This window comes from Bradyrhizobium sp. USDA 4451 (assembly GCF_054822585.1).
This window is the reverse complement of the sequence record NZ_JBTRCH010000001.1, coordinates 4,053,157-4,073,403: the sequence shown is the minus strand read 5'-3', so window position 1 is coordinate 4,073,403 and position 20,247 is coordinate 4,053,157. Positions and strand designations below refer to the sequence as shown.

15 protein-coding genes, 1 tRNA gene and 1 pseudogene are annotated in these 20,247 nt (G+C 65.2%); 9 read left to right on the top strand and 8 right to left on the bottom strand.

Translation table 11 applies throughout. The features are described 5' to 3' along the window. Positions 1–8: 8 nt before the first annotated feature. From ACVMB0_RS18835 to ACVMB0_RS18825, 3 genes are all read left to right on the top strand, one after another. The gene (locus ACVMB0_RS18835; RefSeq protein ID WP_461347253.1) at positions 9–767 is read left to right on the top strand and encodes an SDR family NAD(P)-dependent oxidoreductase; all 759 of its coding nucleotides are present in this window, start codon (positions 9–11) and stop codon (positions 765–767) included. 111 nt (positions 768–878) lie between these two features. Beyond that, positions 879–1,802, top strand: coding sequence for a glutathione S-transferase family protein (locus tag ACVMB0_RS18830; RefSeq protein WP_461347252.1), 924 nt, complete (start codon positions 879–881; stop codon positions 1,800–1,802). Between the two features lie 226 nt (positions 1,803–2,028). After that, positions 2,029–3,078, top strand: a complete 1,050-nt coding sequence (locus ACVMB0_RS18825; protein WP_461347251.1) for an LLM class flavin-dependent oxidoreductase — start codon at positions 2,029–2,031, stop codon at positions 3,076–3,078. A 204-nt stretch (positions 3,079–3,282) separates the two neighbouring features. Here the strand turns inward: ACVMB0_RS18825 and ACVMB0_RS18820 are convergent, their stop codons facing one another. The 3 genes from ACVMB0_RS18820 to ACVMB0_RS18810 all read right to left on the bottom strand — a co-directional run bounded on the left by ACVMB0_RS18820 (position 3,283) and on the right by ACVMB0_RS18810 (position 9,025). Further along, positions 3,283–4,836 (bottom strand): porin, encoded by a 1,554-nt coding sequence (locus ACVMB0_RS18820; protein WP_461347250.1) that lies wholly within the window; start codon positions 4,834–4,836, stop codon positions 3,283–3,285. 666 nt (positions 4,837–5,502) lie between these two features. Further along, a complete protein-coding gene (locus ACVMB0_RS18815) occupies positions 5,503–8,655 on the bottom strand; it encodes a DEAD/DEAH box helicase (protein WP_461349683.1) in 3,153 nt (1,050 codons plus the stop codon). 295 nt (positions 8,656–8,950) lie between these two features. Further along, a tRNA-Gln gene (locus ACVMB0_RS18810) sits at positions 8,951–9,025 on the bottom strand. 217 nt (positions 9,026–9,242) lie between these two features. Between ACVMB0_RS18810 and ACVMB0_RS18805 the strand changes: the two genes are divergently transcribed. From ACVMB0_RS18805 to ACVMB0_RS18790, 4 genes are all read left to right on the top strand, one after another. Then, complete coding sequence (locus tag ACVMB0_RS18805) at positions 9,243–11,021, top strand: acyl-CoA dehydrogenase (protein WP_461347249.1); 1,779 nt, start codon at positions 9,243–9,245, stop codon at positions 11,019–11,021. A gap of 377 nt (positions 11,022–11,398) precedes the next feature. Further along, on the top strand, positions 11,399–12,802 hold the full coding sequence (locus ACVMB0_RS18800) for a TadE/TadG family type IV pilus assembly protein (protein ID WP_461349682.1): 1,404 nt from the start codon (positions 11,399–11,401) through the stop codon (positions 12,800–12,802). An 18-nt stretch (positions 12,803–12,820) separates the two neighbouring features. Then, complete coding sequence (locus ACVMB0_RS18795; RefSeq protein ID WP_456756180.1) at positions 12,821–13,366, top strand: TadE/TadG family type IV pilus assembly protein; 546 nt, start codon at positions 12,821–12,823, stop codon at positions 13,364–13,366. A gap of 12 nt (positions 13,367–13,378) precedes the next feature. Further along, on the top strand, positions 13,379–14,032 hold the full coding sequence (locus tag ACVMB0_RS18790; protein WP_461347248.1) for a TadE/TadG family type IV pilus assembly protein: 654 nt from the start codon (positions 13,379–13,381) through the stop codon (positions 14,030–14,032). Between the two features lie 85 nt (positions 14,033–14,117). Here the strand turns inward: ACVMB0_RS18790 and ACVMB0_RS18785 are convergent, their stop codons facing one another. Continuing rightward, a complete protein-coding gene (locus ACVMB0_RS18785; RefSeq protein WP_461347247.1) occupies positions 14,118–14,549 on the bottom strand; it encodes a VOC family protein in 432 nt (143 codons plus the stop codon). Then, positions 14,507–14,839 carry a hypothetical protein gene (locus tag ACVMB0_RS18780; RefSeq protein WP_461347246.1) on the bottom strand — a complete coding sequence of 111 codons (333 nt, stop codon included), beginning with the start codon at positions 14,837–14,839 and terminating at the stop codon, positions 14,507–14,509. Before ACVMB0_RS18780 ends, ACVMB0_RS18785 begins: the two co-directional genes overlap by 43 nt. 143 nt (positions 14,840–14,982) lie before the next feature. Here ACVMB0_RS18780 and ACVMB0_RS18775 point away from each other — a divergent pair, with 143 nt between their 5' ends. Then, positions 14,983–15,546 carry a DinB family protein gene (locus ACVMB0_RS18775; protein ID WP_461347245.1) on the top strand — a complete coding sequence of 188 codons (564 nt, stop codon included), beginning with the start codon at positions 14,983–14,985 and terminating at the stop codon, positions 15,544–15,546. 109 nt (positions 15,547–15,655) lie between these two features. Further along, positions 15,656–16,384 carry an alpha/beta fold hydrolase gene (locus ACVMB0_RS18770; protein WP_461347244.1) on the top strand — a complete coding sequence of 243 codons (729 nt, stop codon included), beginning with the start codon at positions 15,656–15,658 and terminating at the stop codon, positions 16,382–16,384. Here the strand turns inward: ACVMB0_RS18770 and paoC are convergent. The 3 genes and pseudogenes from paoC to paoA all read right to left on the bottom strand — a co-directional run bounded on the left by paoC (position 16,381) and on the right by paoA (position 20,213). Next, positions 16,381–18,583, bottom strand: a pseudogene (gene paoC / locus ACVMB0_RS18765) (aldehyde oxidoreductase molybdenum-binding subunit PaoC). The gene ACVMB0_RS18770 and the pseudogene paoC sit on opposite strands and share 4 nt — an antisense overlap. 41 nt (positions 18,584–18,624) lie before the next feature. Further along, positions 18,625–19,575, bottom strand: coding sequence for an FAD binding domain-containing protein (locus ACVMB0_RS18760; RefSeq protein ID WP_461347243.1), 951 nt, complete (start codon positions 19,573–19,575; stop codon positions 18,625–18,627). Then, entirely contained in the window at positions 19,572–20,213 is a 642-nt protein-coding gene (gene paoA / locus ACVMB0_RS18755; protein ID WP_461347242.1) for an aldehyde dehydrogenase iron-sulfur subunit PaoA, read from the bottom strand. The genes ACVMB0_RS18760 and paoA overlap by 4 nt, the downstream gene beginning before the upstream one ends. Positions 20,214–20,247: the final 34 nt, after the last annotated feature.

Below are 20,247 nucleotides of genomic sequence, written 5' to 3'. Positions count from 1 at the left end.
AGCGAGCCATGAACGACCGATCCGTCCTCGAGCCGACCGCGGTGCAGGGAAGCGTGCTGATCGCGGGCGTCGGCGCATCCAACGGCCTTGGCGCTGCGATCGCGCGCCGCTTTGCCGCCGGCGGCTATCCCGTCGCGGTCGCCGGACGCAATGCCGAGAAGCTCGCCGCGACGGCGGCCGAACTCGCAGCCAGCGGCGCCAACGTCACTCATGTCGTGGGCGACGTCTCCACCGCGGCCGATGTCGCCCGCTTCGTCGAGGCGGCGCAACGGCTCGCGCCACTGGCGATGGCCGTGCACAATGCGGGCTCGAACCGGCCCGCGCCGTTCCTCAAGGTCAGCGAGCAGCGCTTCGAGGAGCACTGGCGCGAACATGCGCTCGGCGGTTTCCAGCTCGCGCAAGCCGCGATCCCTGCCCTGCTGGCGCGCGGCGGCGGCACGCTGGTGTTCACCGGCGCCAGCGGCTCGCTGCGCGGCAAGGCCAATTACTCGCCGTTCGCCGCCGCCAAGGCCGCGCTGCGCGCGCTGGCGCAGAGCGTGGCGCGGGAGTTCGGGCCGCAGGGCATTCACGTCGGCCACGTCGTGGTCGATGGCGGCATCGGCGGCGACCGGCTGCTGAGCCTGCGTCCGCAATTGAAGGACGAGCGCGGGCCGGATGGCCTGCTCAACATCGCGGCGATCGCCGACGCCTATTGGGTGCTGCATCATCAGCATCGCAGCGCCTGGACGCTGGAGCTCGACCTGCGGCCCTGGGCGGAACAGTTCTGACGGCCGAGGATCGCCGCTCTTCACCCGGGAAAATCGGTTGCGATCGGCCGAAATCTTGTCAGGCTAGGCGACAAGGTTCGTCGAGATCGCACCATATCCCGGGAGAAGGCCATGTCGCAGCCGACACCGATCCTGCATCATTTCGATCAGTCGCCGTTCTCCGAGAAGATCCGCATCATCTTCGGATTCAAGAAGCTCGCCTGGAACTCGGTGCGGATTTCCCGGATCATGCCGCGGCCGGATTTGATGCCGATGACCGGCGGCTATCGCCGCACCCCGACGATGCAGATCGGCGCTGACATCTATTGCGACACCCAGATCATCATCCGCGAATTGGAGCGGCGCTATCCGACGCCGACGCTGTTTCCCGCGGGCAATGCCGGGATGCCCTGGGCGCTCGGCATGTGGGCCGACCGGCCGTTCTTCCAGAACACGGTCAATCTCGTGTTCGGCTTCATCGGCGACAAGGTCCCGCAGGATTTCATCGCGGATCGCGAGAAGCTGCGCGGCGCCAAGTTCGACGTCGCCGCGATGACCGCAGCGCTGCCGCAGATGCGCGACCAGTTCCGCGCCAACCTCGACTGGATCGAGGCGCAGCTCGGCGATAACAGGCCATGGCTGTTCGGCGAGTTCAGCCTTGCCGATGTCAGCGCCTCCATGAACGTGTGGTACGCGCGGCAGAGCCTCGCCACGATGGGCGAGATCATGAAAGCCTTTCCGCGCGTTGCAGCGTGGGAAGAGCGCATCCGCGGCATCGGCCACGGCACGCGCACCGAGATGTCGTCGGCCGACGCGCTCGAGATCGCGGCGAAAGCGCAGCCGGAATCGCCTGTGTTCGGCGACCCCGCGGATCCGAACGGCCGCAAGCCCGGCGACATCGTCAGCGTGATGCCGGACGACTACGGCAAGGTCCCGGTCCGCGGCGAGATCGTCTCGCTGTCGGCGCAGCACATCGCGATCCGCCGCTCCGACGAGCGCGCCGGCGAGGTCGTGGTGCATTTCCCGCGGGCCGGCTTCCTGGTCGTCCCGGGCTGACCGTCGCAGTCGCCGCCACGGCTGGGGAATACGGGCGAGCTGGAAACGCTGCGTTTCGCGGCGTGACCTTGCCGGCCGGCGAACAAGCCATACCTCCACACCATCTCCAACCGAAGGCTCCACAGCGCAGGCTTGCGGACATCTCCGCAGCAACACGACCTACCGGCCTGCGTGCGATGGGTGGCCCGTGGCGGATGCTCCGCCATGCCGACAACTGGACTCTGTGATGACGACCTCTCTCGAATTCGGGCTCGACACGTTCGGCGACGTCACCAAGGACTTGGCCAGCAAGGAGTCGGCCGGCGTGCCGGTGTCGCATGCCCAGGTGATCCGCAACGTCGTCGACGAGGCGGTGCTGGCCGATCAGCTCGGAATCGATTTCATCGGGCTCGGCGAGCACCACCGGGCGGACTTTGCGATCTCCTCTCCCGAGACCGTGCTGGCGGCCATCGCCGCGCGCACCGAAAACATCCGGCTTGGCTCCGCGGTGACGGTGCTGAGCTCGGACGATCCGATCCGCGTCTTCCAGCGCTTCGCGACCGTCGATGCGGTCTCGAACGGCCGTGCCGAAGTGATCCTCGGCCGTGGCTCCTTCACCGAATCGTTCCCGCTGTTCGGCTTCGACCTCAAGCAGTACAACGAGCTGTTCGAGGAGAAGCTCGACCTGTTCACCGCGCTGTTGAAGCAGGAGCCGGTGACCTGGCAGGGCAAGCTGCGGCCGCCGCTGAAGGGCCAGTCGGTCTATCCGCCGATCGAGCACGGCCGGCTGAAGACCTGGATCGGCGTCGGCGGCAGCCCCGAATCGGTGGTGCGCGCAGCGCATTACGACCTGCCGCTGATGCTCGCCATCATCGGCGGCGATCCCAAGCGCTTCGCGCCCTATGTCGATCTGCACCAGCGTGCCTACCAGCAGTTCGGCCGGACGCCGCAGCCGATCGGCGTGCATTCGCCGGGCTATGTCGCCGAGACCGACGCGCAGGCGCGCGAGGAGCTGTGGCCGGACTACAAGGTGATGCGCGACCGGATCGGCAAGGAGCGCGGCTGGCCGCCGATGGGCCGTGACGAGTTCGTCTCCGAGGCCGAGCACGGCTCGCTCTATGTCGGCGCGCCGGAAACCGTCGCCCGCAAGATCGCGGCGACCGTGAAGGCGCTCGGCGCGGCGCGCTTCCAGCTGAAATACTCGGCCGGCCCGCTGCCGCACGAGAAGCTGATGAAGAGCATCGAGCTCTACGGCAGCAAGGTGGTGCCGATGGTCCGCGACATGCTCGCGGCGTAAACGCAGCGAGAGAGCTTCGGTCCCGATTGAATCAGAGCCGAAGCTCTGGATTCCTGCTTGATGCGTTTTCTTCACGCGAACCGGTGTCCATCCCGGATCAAGTCCGGGACAAGCTTCGCTCGAAAACGCTCTGGCCGCACAAAGCAAAACCCCCGGCGTTTTGGCGCCGGGGGCTCTGTTAGATCACAGTCGGATCAACCGGTATTACCAGTTGCGCTGAGCGCGGAGGGCGAACAGGTAGGTGTTCTGATCCTTCAGCTCGTAGATGCCGGCCGGCTTGCCGATCGCGGCGCTGCCGGGATAGGTGATCGTGCCGGCATAGCTCTGATCCAGGCGGGTGTAGGTGAAGTCTGCCGAGAAGGTCAGGTTCTTCACCGGCGTCCACTGGGTCTGGGTACCGAGCTGCGCAACGCTGTAGTTCGGGTTGCACGAGGTCAGGCCGGCGGTGCCGAAGGTGGCGCCGAACGAGCCGCCAACACCATTGCCGGTCGGGCCGCAGATGTAGCTCTTGGCAGTGCTGTTGTAGTTAACCTGGGCCCAAGCACCGTAGATGCTGGTGTTCCAGTAGGGGTTCCAGTTGTGGATGTACGCACCACGGAAGCCGTAGGTCGTAATCAGCTGCTGCGAGCCACCGTTGATGAACACCGAGTCGGGCGCAAAGCCGAAGCCGATGCTCTGGTAGGCGCCGGGAACGCCGGTGCCGCTGAACGCGGTAAAGGCGGAAGTGCCCGAGAGCTCTTGCAGGTTATACCGGGTCGCACCGTTGGTGTAGACGCCCTGGATGTTGATGGTGTCGCCGGGTCCGGTCGGGATGTTCTTGATCGACAGGGCCAACGCACCAGCCCAGCCCCACTTGTCGTCGGGATGGCCGGTCAACTCGGTGCCGCCGTAGTAGGCCGCGTGGTTGTCATGCGCCGCGAACGACGCCTGGAACAGACCCCAAGCCTGGTCGACGCGGAGAGCCGCGATCAGGTCCGGAGCGATCGTGCCGGCATAGTCGCTGGTGCCGTACGGACCGAGCGCGCCCGGAGCCGCGCCGAGGTTGAGCACGCCACCCTGAGTATAGGCGACCTGGTCCTGAGCCGACAGAGACAGCGACACGCCGTTGCCGAACTGCGCGGTGTAGCTGAACTGGTTCACACCGGTGACCGTGCTGTTGCCGCCGACGAGACCGTCGAAGGTGTTGCCGGCCGGGTAGTTGGTCCAGGGAGCCGCGAACTGCGAGACCGCCTTACCGATGGTGAAGCCGGCGAACTGGATGAAGGCGTAGTAGACGCCGACCGTACCGGCCGCAACCGCAGCGCCGTTGGCGTTGTTCGGCGCCTGAACCGTGCCGATCGCCGAGTAGACGGACGAACCGTTGCCCTGACCCGCGTAGCTGTCCGAGGTCCAGTTGAAGGTCGCATCGAAGAAGGTGCGGACCACGCCGTATTCGGTCGCGGTGCGCGTATCGATGTTCAGATCTTCACGGGAGCGCCAGGTGTAGCCGTTGGTGAAACGGTTGCCCGCACCGCCCGCACCACCGTAGTTACCGGTGTGGTCCGAGTTGGTGTTCGCCACGACGTCGACACGCAGGTAGCCGCCCAGCTTGATACAGGTATCGGTGCCCGGGATGTAATAGAAACCGGGACCATACAGGGAGCAAACCTTCACGTACTCGACCGCTTTGGCCTTGACGGGAAGATCGGCCGCCTGAGCTCCGCCGACCGCGACGAGAGCCGCCGCCGAGCCGAGGATAAGGCTCTTAACCATCTTCATGTTAAACCTCCAAGTTGCTCTATCTCAGGGAAGGTTCCGGATCCGCCGGGTAAAACACCCTCAGGTTGGTTCCCTTTGTCCCTTAAACCCCGCTCAGTCGCTTCGCGCCTTCGGACACACCCGCATGAACGCGAGGGACTTAAGCGAACCACCTAAAACGGGACGACCTTGGGATGCCCCCCTCCGTCGCAGTTCCATATGAGACAGAAGGCCCCCGATCACGCAACAAAAGACCGCTGAGTTTGGGATGAGTTGCGGCTGTTTTCGGGCAAATGTTGCACAAATATCACGGGCATTTGAACAGCGACGTTCGGCCAAGTGACTGATTCAAAAAAGGAATATTTAAGTTACCGTTGGCGGGCACAAGTTTGGGCAACACCGGGCGGAACGGTGTGCAAAACGCGTAATCCTACGGAGCAAGCGGCGGCCGGCACCGATCTGGAGACGGCTGATTCCGCCGCCTTGCTCATTATTTTGGCTCAAAAATAGCCGGCATCTGAACGAGATAACCTGCCTCGGATACCGCCGACTCGGACCTGGAAGGGGGCATTCCGATTGCTCGGAGCAGGCCAAACGAGGGCGGACGGATCACGCGAGCTGTCCAGTAGCGAAGCTCGATGTCAGTGAGATGTCAGCCCGCGTGAGTCGGACGAAGGCGCCGGCGTATCACTCGTCCAGAATATCCAGCAGATCTTCGATCCGCTCGAAAGGCGGCTCATTCGTGTTGCCCGAGTAGAAGACCCGATCGCCGTCGCGCTGGAGCGAACGTGCCTTGGAATGTGCCTTGGATCGTGCCTTGGATTTCGGCAGCCTTCCCGGCAGGAACGTCGCGGCGACAGCCTCAGGCCCGACGTCGAGCCGCACGATCCCGCGCCGCTTGCAATCGATCCTGAGTCTGGCCGCCGCGAAGAAGTCCCGGCCGGCCGCGGGCAGCTTGCCGAAGCGGCGCGAGGTCTCTTCCTCCAGATCCTCCAGGTCGTCTTCGTTCCGGCACCTGGCAGCGCGGCCGTAGATTTCAAGCCGCATGGCTTCCGATTGCACGTAGCTCCGGGGCAGGAGATCGGCGAGCGGAAGGTTGAGATCGGGCACCCATAGATCGGCGGCCCGGTCGCTGGTCTTCTCCGATGCCTGTTTGAGAAGGTGGCTGTAGAGCACCGGCCCGAACACCTGCACATGGCCGGACTGCCGCTCGGACAACAGATCGCCGGCACCTCTGAGATCCAGATCGCGCTCGCTGATGGCGAAGCCTGCGCCCGGTCTGCTGAACTCCTCCAGAACCGCGAGGCGCTTGCCGGATTGCTCCGAACTGGATTCGGTCAGCATATAGGCGAAGGCACGCGTGCCGCCGCGGCCCACCCGCCCTCTGAGCTGGTGCAGTTGCGCCAGGCCAAACTTCTCCGGCCAGCACACCACGATGGTGTTCGCCCGGGGGATGTCGAGACCGCTTTCGACGATGTTGGTTGCGAGCAGGACGTCCGCCGCGCCTTCGACGAAGCTCATCATGCGGTCGTCGAGTTCGTCGGCGGGCAGCTTGCCGTGCAGGCAAACGATGCGGAGCTCCGGAGCTGTCGCCTGCACGCGCGCCAGCATCGGCTCCAGATCCTGGATGCGCGGACAGATCAGGAAGCTTTGCCCGTGACGCCGCTGCTCGCGCAGCAAAGCGGCGGCAATGGCAGCGTCCGAGAGCGGCGCGATCTTGGTCACGACCGGCAGCCGATGAACCGGCGGCGATGCGATCACGCTGAGCTCCCTGAATCCCGCAAGCCCCGCCGCAAGCGTGCGCGGGATCGGCGTGGCGCTCATCCAGAGCGTATGGACGCCCTTTGCGAGGCCCGACAGCTTCGCCTTCTCCGCGGCGCCGAAATGCTGCTCCTCGTCGACAATGACCAGACTGAGCTTGGCGAACTTCACGTCCTTCGACGCGATCGCCTGGGTGCCGACCACGACCTTCATCTTGCCGCTGCGCAGGCCCTCCTTGGTCTCCCGCATGTCCTGCGCGGAGGTCGCACGCGACAGGCTTCCGACCTCGATGCCAAGCGGCGCGAACCGCTTGCGGAACGTTGCGACGTGCTGCCTGGCGAGCACGGTGGTCGGCACGACGATGGCAACCTGCTTGCCGGACAGCGCAACGGCCGCCGCCGCGCGCAACGCAACCTCGGTCTTGCCAAATCCGACATCGCCGCAGACCACCCGATCCATCGGATGCCCCGAGGCGAGATCATCGAGCACGTCGCGAATGGCCTTCGCCTGATCGACCGTCGTGAAATAGGGAAAGCGCGCGACGAACCGCTCATAGGCGGGGCCGGGAGCGACCAGCCTCTGCGTGCGACGGCGGCGCCGCTGCGCGATGTGCCTGGCGAGCGCCTTGGCGGCAATCTGGATTTCCTGCTCCGCCTTGGTCCGCCGCGCCCACCACGTGCTGCCATCGGCCTTGTCCAATGTCAGCCTGCCGAGCTCCGCGGCATACGGCCAGATCAGCGCAAGATCGGCCGGCGGGACCAGCACGGCGTCATCGCCCGCGAATGCCAGCCTGACCATCTCGCGCGATGATCCCTTCGCCGATCCCTTGGCCGATTCCTCGCCCATGTCGAAGGTCTGCAAGCCGTCGAGCACGGCGAGCCCGCGCTGCAAATGAACCACGACCGCGCCGCGCTCCGGCACGTCGGGATGATCGAAGGCTGCAGCCCAGGCCTTGGCCATCGGCTGCGGATGATGCGCCCGGCTGCCGAGCACGTCGGTCGCCGTCACGACGACCAGCGGCTTGCGGCCGGAACCGATGAAGCCGGTGTCGAAGTCGGCCAGCAAGGCCGCTTCGCCGCCCCGTCCCTTCGCCGCCTCGTTCCAGTCGGCGCAGCGTTCCGCCTTGATCCCGCTCATGCGCTCCATCGCGCGCAGGTCGTCCTCGACCGCCGCGACGAACAGCAGCCGCGACCCGGCGCGCTCGGTGTCGGCAACGAAGACGCGGAGCGCCTTCCGCGACGAGGCGAGCTTCGAGAAATCGGGCGTCGCCGTGAACGCCGCCTTTCGCGGCAGCACGCTCATGCGTTTGGCGAGCCGCTTCCAGTCGGCAAGCCCGAGATATTCGCGTTCGACGTCGCGGCGGCCGGCCGCCTCCTTGATCGTGCCGAGCCAGCTATCGGCATGACCCGACACCGCGGCATCCGCGATCCAGCGCGCGCGCTGACAATAATCCGGCAGCGCCGCGCGCTGTATCCGCTTGCCGCCCAGCGCGATCCGTTCGGACATCGGATCGATCAGCAGCTCCTGCGTGTCGAAGACGACGTCGTGCTCGTCCGGATCGACGCCGGCGATGCGGCGGATCACGCCGGCGGAATGCTCGATCCTGAACGGCCCCAGCGCGCCGGCGGGAAACACCTCGAACGTCATGCCGTGAAACAGGACACTTCCCGGATAATCCGCCTCTTCGTCGAGATCGTATCCGAGCGCTTCCAGGCGATCCTTGAGATCCTGCTCGGAATAAACGGCGCCGACCTTCAGGCTGATGCTGAGGCGGGCCCAGCTCGCCGGCAGCGGCAGCCGCTCCATGATCGCTTCCGCCGTCGACACCAGGAACACCGGCTTCCTGCTCTTCGCAAGACGCCGCAACACCGAACTTCGTCTGCCGGCGATCTCGCGCGACGGTTCCAGCCCATCGAACGGCAAGGTGTTCAGCCGCGGGAATACCAGCACCTCGAGCGATGGATCGAGCGAATGCAGCACGCTGCCGAGACGTTCCGCCCTGTTCTCGCTGTCCGCAAGGAACACGATGCCGTCACGGCCGGACTTCTTCCATTGCTCCAGCAGATGCAGCGCCAGCATGCCGAGCGGCGAGGACGATGAGATTCCGGAGCGCGCCGCTCCCTTGCTTTTCTTGCTCACGCCAGCAGCAGCGCGAGTCTTCCTGGTCTTCGCCACGTCACATCCATCGTTATGTCGAAAGTCCGAGTGCCTGATGACAAGCATTTCGGGGCGACTCGGGGCCTGTCGCCCCCTGGCATGGAGACCAAAGCGGCACAGGTTTCCGACAGAAGGCCCGATCCGACCCCCGAAATGCCCGCGCCGGGGCGAGATCGGGAGAAATCGATTCTTCCATCTGAATCAATAGCTTGTTTGCTGGCTGGGGCGGGAGGGATCGAACCTCCGAATGGCGGAATCAAAATCCGCTGCCTTACCGCTTGGCTACGCCCCAACGCGCCGATCGACGGCCACGTCGGTCTATAGGGTGAGTCCCGCCATTTCAACACCGCGACGGTCGAAAAGGCACGAAAGCCGCAAGGTGATGCCGGCTCCATTATAGAGATACGCCGCGGCGGCCGAAACAGACCGTGCGCTATCCGCTCGGACTGTTGAGAGGCCGCCGGTTTCATGGGAAGACAATTCCCAAACGCCTCGTCGGGAGTAACGCCATGACCTACCGTGCGCCGATCAACGATATCCTGCTGTCCCTCAACCACGGTGCGGGGCTCGCGGCCGCCGTGGCGGCCGGCCACTACGGCGATTTCGACGGCGATATTACCGCTGCGGTGCTGGAAGAAGCCGGCAAGTTCGCCTCCGATGTGCTGGCGCCGCTGAACAAGGTCGGCGACGAGCACGGCATCAAGCTCGACAACGGCAAGGTGACCACCGCGCCGGGCTGGCCCGATGCCTATCAGCGCTGGACCGCCGCCGGATGGAACGCGGTGTCGGGGCCGGAAGCGTTCGGCGGCCAGGGCCTGCCGCTCGCGATCAACGCCGCCTGCACCGAGATCTGGAGCGCCTCGAACGTCGCCTTCGGCCTCTGTCCGCTGCTGACGCTGTCCGCGATCGAGGCGCTCGATGCCCATGGCAACGACGAGCTGAAAAAGATCTATCTCGAGAAGCTCGTCACCGGCGAATGGACCGGCACGATGCAGCTGACCGAGCCCAATGCCGGCTCCGACGTCGGCGCGCTGCGCACCCGCGCCGAGCGCGCCGGAGACGGCACCTACCGCATCAAGGGCACCAAGATCTTCATCACCTATGGCGAGCACGACATGACGGACAACATCGTGCACTTCGTGCTCGCACGATTGCCCGATGCGCCTGCCGGCACCAAGGGGATCTCGCTGTTCCTGGTGCCGAAGTTCCTGGTCAACGCCGACGGCTCGCTTGGCGCGCGCAACGACATCCACGCCTCCGGCGTCGAGCACAAGCTCGGCATGCACGCCTCGCCGACCTGCACCATGACGATGGGCGACAAGGGCGGCGCGATCGGCTTCCTGATCGGCGAGGAAAACGCCGGCATGCGCTGCATGTTCACGATGATGAACCAGGCGCGCCTCGGCGTCGGCCTCGAAGGCGTCGGCATTGCCGACCGCGCCTATCAGCAGGCGCTGGCCTATGCGCAGGAGCGCAAGCAGGGCAAGGCCGTCGGCCACAAGGGCGACGGCATGGATCCGATCATCGTGCATCCCGACGTCAAGCGCATGCTGATGCAGATGCGCAGCATGACGGCGGCGGCGCGCACGATCTGCTACGCCACCGCGGTCGCGCTCGACGTCTCGGTGCGCGCTGGGGATGCCAAGGTCCGCGCCGAGGCCGCTGCGCGCGGCGCCCTGCTGACCCCGATTGCGAAAGCCTTCTCCACCGACATCGGCAACGAGGTCGCCTATCTCGGCGTCCAGGTCCATGGCGGCATGGGCTTCATCGAGGAGACCGGTGCCGCGCAGCATTATCGCGATGCCCGCATCACCTCGATCTATGAAGGCACCAACGGCATCCAGTCGATCGACCTTGTCACCCGCAAGCTCGGCGCCAATGGTGGTGCCTCGGTGTGGGCGCTGCTCGACGAACTCGCCATCACCATCAAGCAGGTCGAGACCTCGAACGATCCGGCGTTCGGCACCACGGGCACCAAGCTCCGCGACGCCCACGCCGCGCTGGAACGCAGCAGCAAATGGCTGCTCGAGCGGCTGGCCTCCGCACCGAACGAGGCGCTGGCAGGTGCGACGCCCTATCTGCGGCTGTTCGGTTCGACGCTCGGCGGCTGCATGCTCGCCGGCGAGGCGCTCGCCGCCAAGGCCAATGGCGAAGCCGAGCCGCAACGCTACGTCGCACTGGCGCGCTTCTTCGCCGAGAACATCGCCGTGCAGGCGCCGTCGCTGGAGAAGACGGTGACGGAGAGCGCCGAGGCGGTGACCGGGGCAGATGCGGTGCTGGCGGGATAGCGCGCCGGCAGTCTTCCACCATCACGGCTGTCCTCGGCCCGCTTGGTTGACGCACATATCTCCCGTGCGGAATTGCGCACTAGGCCGGGACGACACGGAGTATGTTGCTAGGGGAGGCGATCAATCGATATCCGCAAACAGCAGCGCAGTAAGCCTCGCGTCAGCTCACCGTAAGTTTCGTGTAAGCCGATGCCGAAAAGCTTTGCACTCGTACGCATCGACGCAAAGATTTTTATGACCCCATAGAGATTCATATGGGTGCGTAAGCATTGCTTAAGAGCTTCATCCTCAGAACTTCTGACAGCACCGGATACCTCCGGCCGCTCAGAGTTTGCCGCAAATCGCTTTATTAAAACCGATAGTGGAAGATGAAGTTCATGATGCGCTCCGGGTTGTATCGCTTCGCCACAGACCGCCGGGGCAACGTTGCGATCATCTTCGCGCTCGCGACCGTACCGCTGATCTATCTGCTGGGGATGGCGACGGACTACACGCAGGCCCTGCGCAAGAAGAACCAGCTGGATGCCGCGGCGGACGCAGCCGCCATTGCAGCCGTCAGGCCCGCGATGCTGCTGCAAACGGATTCGACGGCGAAGGCCGCGGCCGCCGCCGTCTTCGCGTCGACCGCCAACAGCATGTCGGGCTTGACCTCGGCCCCGTCACCGACGATCAACATCGTCGACTCCGGCCTGCAACGTACCGTGACGGTCTCGTATAGCGCCGCATCGATCAACAATTTCGGCACCCTGCTGCGCAGTGCGGCCTGGCCGATCAACGGCAGTTCGACCGCGAAGGCGGCAAGCGCGCCAAACATGAATTTCTATCTGGTGCTCGACGACTCGCCCTCGATGGCGATCGGCGCGACCCAGACCGACATCAACAACCTCATCTCCTACACATCCGCTCAGCCGTCGGCTTCGCAGAACTGCGGCTTCGCCTGCCACGAGACGCATCCCAACCTCGACTCGGGTGCCAAGTCCTCGAGCGTCGACAACCTGACCATCGCGCGGAACAAAGGCGTCACCTTGCGCATCGATCTCGTGGTGAATGCCGTCAATCAGCTGCTCGTGTCGTGGTCGAACTGCCCGCAGACCAGCGTGTCGGGCGGCGTCATGCAATGCATGTCGGCCTTGAACAACACCACCTACAAGGCAGGCCTCTACACCTTCGACTACAACTTCAACACGCTGCAGTCGCCGACCAGCCCATCCACGGCGGGACAGGCCATCTCAAACATTCAGCTGATGACGGTCGATCACCAGAACTGCGTGATCTCGGGAAGCTGCAACACCGACTACGGCACGGACATCGAGAACGCGCTGACCAGCGTCAACAACCTGATGCCCAACCCCGGTCTTGGCAGCAATCAATCGGGAGATACGCCGCAGGAAGTCGTCTTCCTCGTCACTGACGGCGTCGACGACAAGATCGTTGCCCTCAGCTCGTCCTGCAACGCCAACGCGACGCTGCAAGCGGTGGGCTCCAGCTATCGATGCCAGCAGCCGCTCGACACCACGATGTGCACGACGATCAAGAACCGGGGCATCCGGATCGCGATCCTCTACACCGAGTATCTGCAACTTCCGACCGACAGTTGGTACACGGGTCACATCGCCCAATTCAACAATCCATCCTCCTCAACCGGCCAGATCGCGCAGAACCTGCAAGCATGCGCCTCGCCCGGCCTTTTCTCCGATGTTCAAACCGGCGGCGACATCTCCACGGCGTTGACGGACTTGTTCATCAAGGTCGCCTCAAGCACAGCCAGCCTCACGCAATAAGAAAGCGCCGAGACCCACGTGACACTCGCATTGGCAAGACAACATCGATATCGCTCTGCCGGATTCGTCAGGGATTGCCGGGGCGCCACCGCGGTCGAGTTCGCGCTGGTCGCGGCGCCCTTTATCGCGCTCCTTATCGCGATCCTGCAGACGTTTCTCGTCTTTTTTGCGCAGGAATTGCTCGAATCCGTAGTGCAGCAATCGAGCCGCCAAATCCTGACCGGGCAGACCCAATCGGCACAAGCGACACAGGCCGCCTTTCACCAGACCGTCTGCAATCAGGTCACCGTCCTGTTCACCTGCAGCAAGATATTCGTCGACGTGCGGGTCGCGAGCAGCTGGTCGAGCGCCGATACCTCGGCTCTCGTTCCGACGTATGACAGCCAGGGCAACGTCAACAACATGCAATTCAATCCGGGCAACGCCGGAGACATCGTCGTGGTCCGGGTGATGTATTTGTGGCCGGTCTTCCTCGGACCACTCGGATTCAATCTTTCAAATCAGCCGAACAACACGCGGTTGATCCTGGCGACCGCCGCCTTCCAGAACGAGCCGTCTTCGTAACAGGTGATTTTCATGAGACCCCCGTCATTTCGCGTGCGGAAGTTCTGGATCGACACCGAGGCCCTGGCCGCGATCGAGTTCGCCATGATATTGCCTTTCATGCTGCTGCTCTATGTCGGCGGCATCGAGCTCGCCAATGGCATGGCCATCAACGTCAAGGTCACCGCGGCCGCTCATTCGGTCGCCGACATGGTCTCGCAGAACACCCAGGTCAGCGCGACCCAGCTGCAGAACATCCTCGGCGCTTCGACCGCGATTCTCGCGCCGTATCCAACAACCGCCAACGGCAGCTCGGTCACCACGATTACCGTTTCCGGCGTCTCCACCGACAACAACGGCAACGCGACGGTGCAATGGAGCGAATCGTACAATGGAACGAGCTACGGCACGGGACGGCCGGTCGGGCAGAAAATCACGTTGCCTGCTTCGCTCACCGGGACACAGAACTACAATGTCTCGTTTGTCCTGGGCGAAGTGTCGTACGGCTACACACCCCACCTCGGCTTCACCATCAGCGGGACCTTGACGCTCGCGGACAGCTATTACCTGTTCCCGCGCTGCTCGACCAACAGCCCCGCCAACGCGAACTTTCCGTACTATGACGTCAAGCTGACGGCCTCGACGACATGTACCTGCATCCAGCATCTGCAACAGAAGAGCTGCTAATGGCCTGATAGCGGCCTGACAACCTCTGCTCTCGGGAAGTCCGACACTCCAGCCACGCCGACGGCCCGCGGGCAATGTCCGCAAGCTAGATTGAAGTCGCGTCCGGCCGCGGCGCCTTGTGGTCGGTCAGGCTGCCGACGATCGACGCGCGGCGGGACAGTTCGATCCAGTTGCCGTCGGGATCGAGGATCATGGAAATCCGTGCGACCTCGCCGAGCGTCACCGGCGCAAGGCCCTCGCGCACGCCCTTGGCGCGCAGCGCGTGATGCACCGCGTCGATGTCGGCGACCTGCAACGTGATATAGCGCCAGCCGCGCGCCGACCGGACCGGATCGACGGTCGCGGCACGATCTTCCGTGAGCAGGATCAGGCTGTCGCCAAGGCGAAACGCCGGGCCGCCCGACCACGATTGCTCGGCAAAGCCGAGGAGCTCGCCGTAGAACCTGCGGTGCGCGGCAAGGTCGCGCACCGCCATCAGGACCGCGATCTGCGAGATGCCGTCATGTCCGGGTGCCACCAGGCAATCCGGGCGCCGTCTGGGTCGACCATGCGCTGCGGCGCCGCGACGCCCTCGCGCGCAACGATCAGCTCGCGATAGCCGCTCGGCGGCGCATCCGGCAGCGGCTCGACATGATGATTGAGCTTGATCACCGAACCATGCGCGTCGTGTCGGTACTGCTTCTGCCCACGACGGATCGGCTGCACATGGTCGAAGCGAAGGCCGGCGTCCTGCTGCCAGAAACGAAGCATCGGCTCGAGATGGTTCGAGGAGAGGCCGATGTCGATCACCGTCTTTGCCAGTTGCATCTGCTGCTGTCCTCGGATGAAGTGCACCACGATGGGCCAGCTATGCGAGGATCAGGTCACCAACGCAAGCACCACGATCACTATCGCGGGTCGGCCGCCTGGCCGCTGCGACCGCCTGACACAGTCAATCAGCGAGGACCGATATGCCAGCAGGCCTGGTTCAGACCTTTCGCGCTTTTGCCTACAACAATGCCTGGGCCAACCATCGCCTGCTGACGGCCTGCGGTGAACTCAGCCAGGCGGAGTTCGCCGCGGCGCGCACCGGGTTCTTCCCGAGCCTGCAGGCGACGCTGAACCACATCCATGTCATCGATCTGTTCTATGTCGACGCGCTCGAAGGCGGCTGGCTCGGGCCAAAGGCGTGGGCGAACGAAGTGCCTTACCCCGCGGTCGCCGCGTTGAAGAGCGCGCAGCGCGCGGTCGACCAGCGGCTGATCGCCCACTGCGATGCGCTGACGGCTGAGCGGCTCGACGAATTGGTCAAGGTCAATCGCGACACATCCGTGCAGACCGACCGGCGCGACCGCCTGTTGATGCATCTGTTTCAACACCAGATCCATCATCGCGGCCAGGCCCACGCGATGCTGTCCGAAACCACGGTGAAGCCGCCGCAGCTCGACGAATTCTTCGCCGCCGGCGAAGCCCCGCTGCGCGCGGCCGAGTTCAAGGAGCTCGGATGGACGGAAGCCGCCGTGTGGGGCGGCTGAGCGCGGTTCCGTCCGCGATCGCGCAATGGCAACGGTTCCCGATCTAAACGGGGCCTTGAAGTCGCCCATCTCCACGCTCACCTCTGGTGAAACGTGGGGAACTCCATCTATGCCTTTCGCCAATCATCGGGGCCAACGTATCCATTACACCGTCGAGGGATCCGGGCCGCTGATCGTGCTGCAACACGGCCTGCTGCTCGACGCCGCAAGCTGGAAGCAATGCGGCGTGGTCGACGCGCTTGCCGATCGCTTTCGCGTCGTCTGCGTCGACTCGCTCGGACACGGCGCGAGCGACAAGCCCGCCGATCCCGAACTTTACGATCAGGAACAGCGCGCCGGCGACATCGTCGCCGTGATCGACGATCTCGGCGGCGAGCGCGCCCATGTGGTCGGACATTCGATGGGCGGCTGGGTTGCGGTCGGCGTTGCCCGGTTTTTCCCGGCGCGGCTGGCATCACTTTCGATCGGCGGCTGGGATTTTCTCACCGGATTGCCGCGCGGCAATGCCGGCCCGCTGACTTATGCCGCCTTCATCACCTTCGCCCGCCGCACCGTGCCGGAGCTCGCCGAATGGGTGACGTCCGATCTCGAAGACGGAGTGCGCGCCTGCTTCAATGCGCTCGGCCAGGTCGACGGTGCCAGGGACGCCGTGCTGTCGTCGCGCGTTCCGGTGCTGCTGTGGAACGGGCAGGACGACGGACCGCACGCGCCGATGCAGCGCTTTGCCGCAGAGAACGGCCTGTACGCGATGTCGGTCCCCGGCGATCATCTCGGCGCATTGTTTCAGCACGGCGCCGCGATCGGCCGCGGCATCGGCTCGTTCGTCGGACGCGGCTAGACCGGCATCCCTGCGAGCAGCTTGTCGAGCGTGATCGGGTAGTCGCGCACCCGCACGCCGGTCGCGTTGTGGACCGCATTGGCGACCGCGGCGGCGACGCCGCAGATGCCGAGCTCGGCGACACCCTTGGCCTTCATCGGCGACGAGATCGGATCGGTCTCGTCGAGGAAGATCATGTCCTGATGCGGGATGTCGGCGTGGACCGGCACCTCATAGCCGGCGAGGTCGTGATTGACGAACAGGCCGTGCCGCTTGTCGACCACGAGATCCTCCATCAGCGCGGCGCCGACGCCCATCGTCATTGCGCCGATCACCTGGCTGCGCGCCGCCTTCGGATTGAGGATGCGGCCCGCAGCGCACACCGCCAGCATCCGCCGGACGCGGATCTCCGCCGTGTCGGCATCGACGCCGACCTCGACGAAATGCGCGCCGAAGGTCGATTGCTGGTAGGTCTTGGCGAGATCGCCATATTCGATGGCATCCTCCGCCACCAGGTCACCCGCGCCGGCGGCCCTGCGCCAGCGGCACGGTGCGATTGCCCGAGCTGACCGCGCCGTCGGCGAACACCGCTTCTGCGGAGTTGAAGCCGAGCTTCTGCGCAATGGTCTCCCGCAGCTTGGTGCAGGCGGCATAGACGCCGGCGGTGGAATTGTTGCCGCCCCACTGCCCGCCCGAGCCGCACGACACCGGAAAATCCGAATCGCCGAGCCGCACCACGACCTGCTCCAGCGGGACGCCCATCATCTCGGCCGCCGTCTGCGCGATGATGGTGTAGGAGCCGGTGCCGATGTCGGTCATGTCGGTCTCGACCGTCACCCTTCCCTGCCGGTCGAGGCGGACGCGGGCCGCCGATTTGGTGACGAGATTGTTGCGGAAGGCCGCAGCAACGCCCATGCCGACCAGCCAGCGCCCGTCGCGAACCTGGCCCGGTTTCGGATTGCGCTTGCTCCAGCCGAACCGCGCTGCACCCTCGTTCAGGCACTGCACGAGCTGCCGCTGCGAAAAGTGCCGCTGCGGGTGCTCCGGATCAACCTGGGTGTCATTGGCGATGCGCAGCGCGACCGGATCGATGCCGAGCTCATCGGCGAGCTCGTCGATCGCGATCTCGAGCGCCATCATGCCGGAGGCTTCTCCCGGCGCGCGCATCGCGTTGCCTTCGGGGAGATCGAGCGCGGCGAGCCGCGTCGCCGTCATCCGGTTGGCGCCGGCATAGAGCAGCCGGGTCTGGCTCACCGCCATCTCGGGCTCGCCGTCCTTGACGTTGCCGGACCAGCTTTCATGACCGATCGCGGTGATCTTGCCGTCGCGCTCGGCGCCGATGCGGATGCGCTGGATGGTGCCGGGACGATGGGTGGTGTTGTTGAACATCAGTGGACGTTGCAGCGCGACCTTGACCGGACGGCCGGCCGCGCGGGCACCGAGTGCTGCGAGCAGCACGTCGGCGCGCAGGAACAGTTTTCCGCCGAAGCCGCCGCCGATATAGGGCGACACCAGGCGGACATTCTCCCTGGGGATGCCAAGCGTCTTCGCCAGATCCTCCGCGCCCCAGGCGATCATCTGGTTGGAGGTCCAGACCGTGAGCTTGTCGCCGTCCCACGCCGCGACCGACGCGTGCGGCTCCATCATCGCGTGGCCCTGATCGGGCGTGGTGTAGGTGGCGTCGAGTTGCACCGGCGCAGCGGCGAAGGCGGCGGCGAAATCGCCGACGGCGGTATCGGCCGGGCCGCCGATCTTCGGATCCGGCGTCCCAGCCTTGTCGCGCTCCGCGGCAAGATCGAACCGGCCGTCGCCCTTGACGTAGTCGATCCGGACCAGTTGCGCGGCGGCGCGCGCCTGCTCGAAGGTTCCAGCGACGACGATGGCGACGGCCTGGTGGTAATGCGCGATCTCCGGCCCGCCGAGCAGCGGCGCCGCGTTGCGCTCGCCCTTGCCGAGCTTGCCGGCATTGTCCGATGTGACGATGGTGAGCACGCCGGGCGCAGCCTTCGCGGCCTCGAGATCGATCGAGCCGATCCGTCCCTTGCCGATCGCCGATCCGACTACGTAGCCATAAGCCTGGTTCGCTTCGAATTCGTGCCGCTCATAGGCGTAAGTCGCAGTGCCGGTGGTCTTCAGCGGCCCCTCGATCCGGTTGGTCGGATGGCCGACCACCTTGAGCTGGTCGATCGGATTGAAGGTGGCGGGATGTTCAAAACGCATGATCTTAAGCCCTCATCTCAAGCCTTCATTTCAAGCCTGTCTCAGGCTCTGGCCTCGCGCAGCACCGCTGCCAGCGTCCGCTCGGCGAGCGGCAGCTTGTACGCATTGTCCTTGGTCGGTTTTGCATCGGCGAACAGCCGTGCGGTGACGGCCTTGGCACCATTTGGCAATTCCGACTCCGCCGCCTCGACGCGCCATGGCTTGTGCGCGACGCCGCCGAGCGCGACGCGGCCACTGCCGTCGCGCTGCACGATCGCGGCGACCGAGACCAATGCGAAGGCGTAAGAGGCGCGGTCGCGGACCTTGCGATAGGCCTGCGTGCCGCCGATCGGTTTGGGCAGCGTCACCGCCGTGATCAATTCGCCGGACTCCAGAGTGGTCTCGAGCTCGGGGCTGTCGCCGGGCAGACGATGCAACGCGGCGATCGGGATGCTGCGCGTGGTGCCATCGGGCCGCACCGTCTCGACCACTGCGTCGAGCGCGCGCATCGCCACCGCCATGTCGCTCGGGTGGGTCGCGATACAGGCGTCGCTCGCACCGACGACCGCATGCTGGCGGCTGAAGCCGCCGATCGCGGCGCAGCCGCTGCCGGGCTTGCGCTTGTTGCAGGGCAGATTGGTGTCATAGAAGTACGGACAGCGCGTCCGCTGCAACAGATTGCCGGCGGTGGTCGCTTTGTTGCGCAACTGGCCGGAGGCACCGGCGAGCAGCGCGCGCGACAACACGCCATAGTCGCGCCGCACGCGCCGATCCGCGGCGAGATCGGTGTTGCGCACCAGCGCACCGATGCGCAAGCCGCCGTCCGCGGCCTCCTCGATCCGGTCGAGCGCGAGGTCATTGACGTCGATCAGGTGCGCCGGCGTCTCGATCTCGAGCTTCATCAGGTCGAGCAGATTGGTGCCGCCGGCGATGAATTTCGCGTGCGCGGTGCCGGCAGCTGCGGCGGCCGCGTCGCGCGGCGAACTCGCGCGCTCATAGCTGAATGATCTCATGCGCTCCTCCCGGCGACCTCGCTGATCGCCTCGGCGATGTTGGAATAGGCGCCGCAGCGGCAGATGTTGCCGCTCATGCGCTCGCGGAGTTCGGCATTGGTCAATCGCACCGGCGCATTGAGGTCATCGGTGACATGGCTCGGGATCCCGGCCTTGACCTCGGCCAGCACCGCGACCGCCGAACAGATCTGCCCCGGTGTGCAATAGCCGCATTGGTAGCCATCGTGCTCGACGAACGCCGCCTGCAACGGATGCAACCCGTCCGGCGTGCCGAGACCTTCAATCGTGGTGATCTCGTCGCCCTGATGCATCACGGCCAGCGTCAGGCAGGAATTGATCCGCCGCCCATCGACGATCACCGTGCATGCCCCGCATTGGCCGTGGTCGCAACCCTTTTTGGTACCGGTCAGATGCAGGTGCTCGCGCAGGGCATCGAGCAGCGTGGTCCTGGTGTCGAGCTCGAGCTGATGGGTTTCGCCGTTCACGTCAAAGGATACTCGCGTCATCACGGGCGCTCCGGTTGGGGCAGATTGGGCAGTTGCGGGCGGCGGCGTTGCGATCGACGACGCTGCCAGCGAGGCGGCTCCGACAATCAACAGATGGCGGCGGGATAGTTCCAAATGTCCGGAGATCTGCATGCCGCTCTCCTCCTCACGCATCGGCCGAGCGCGG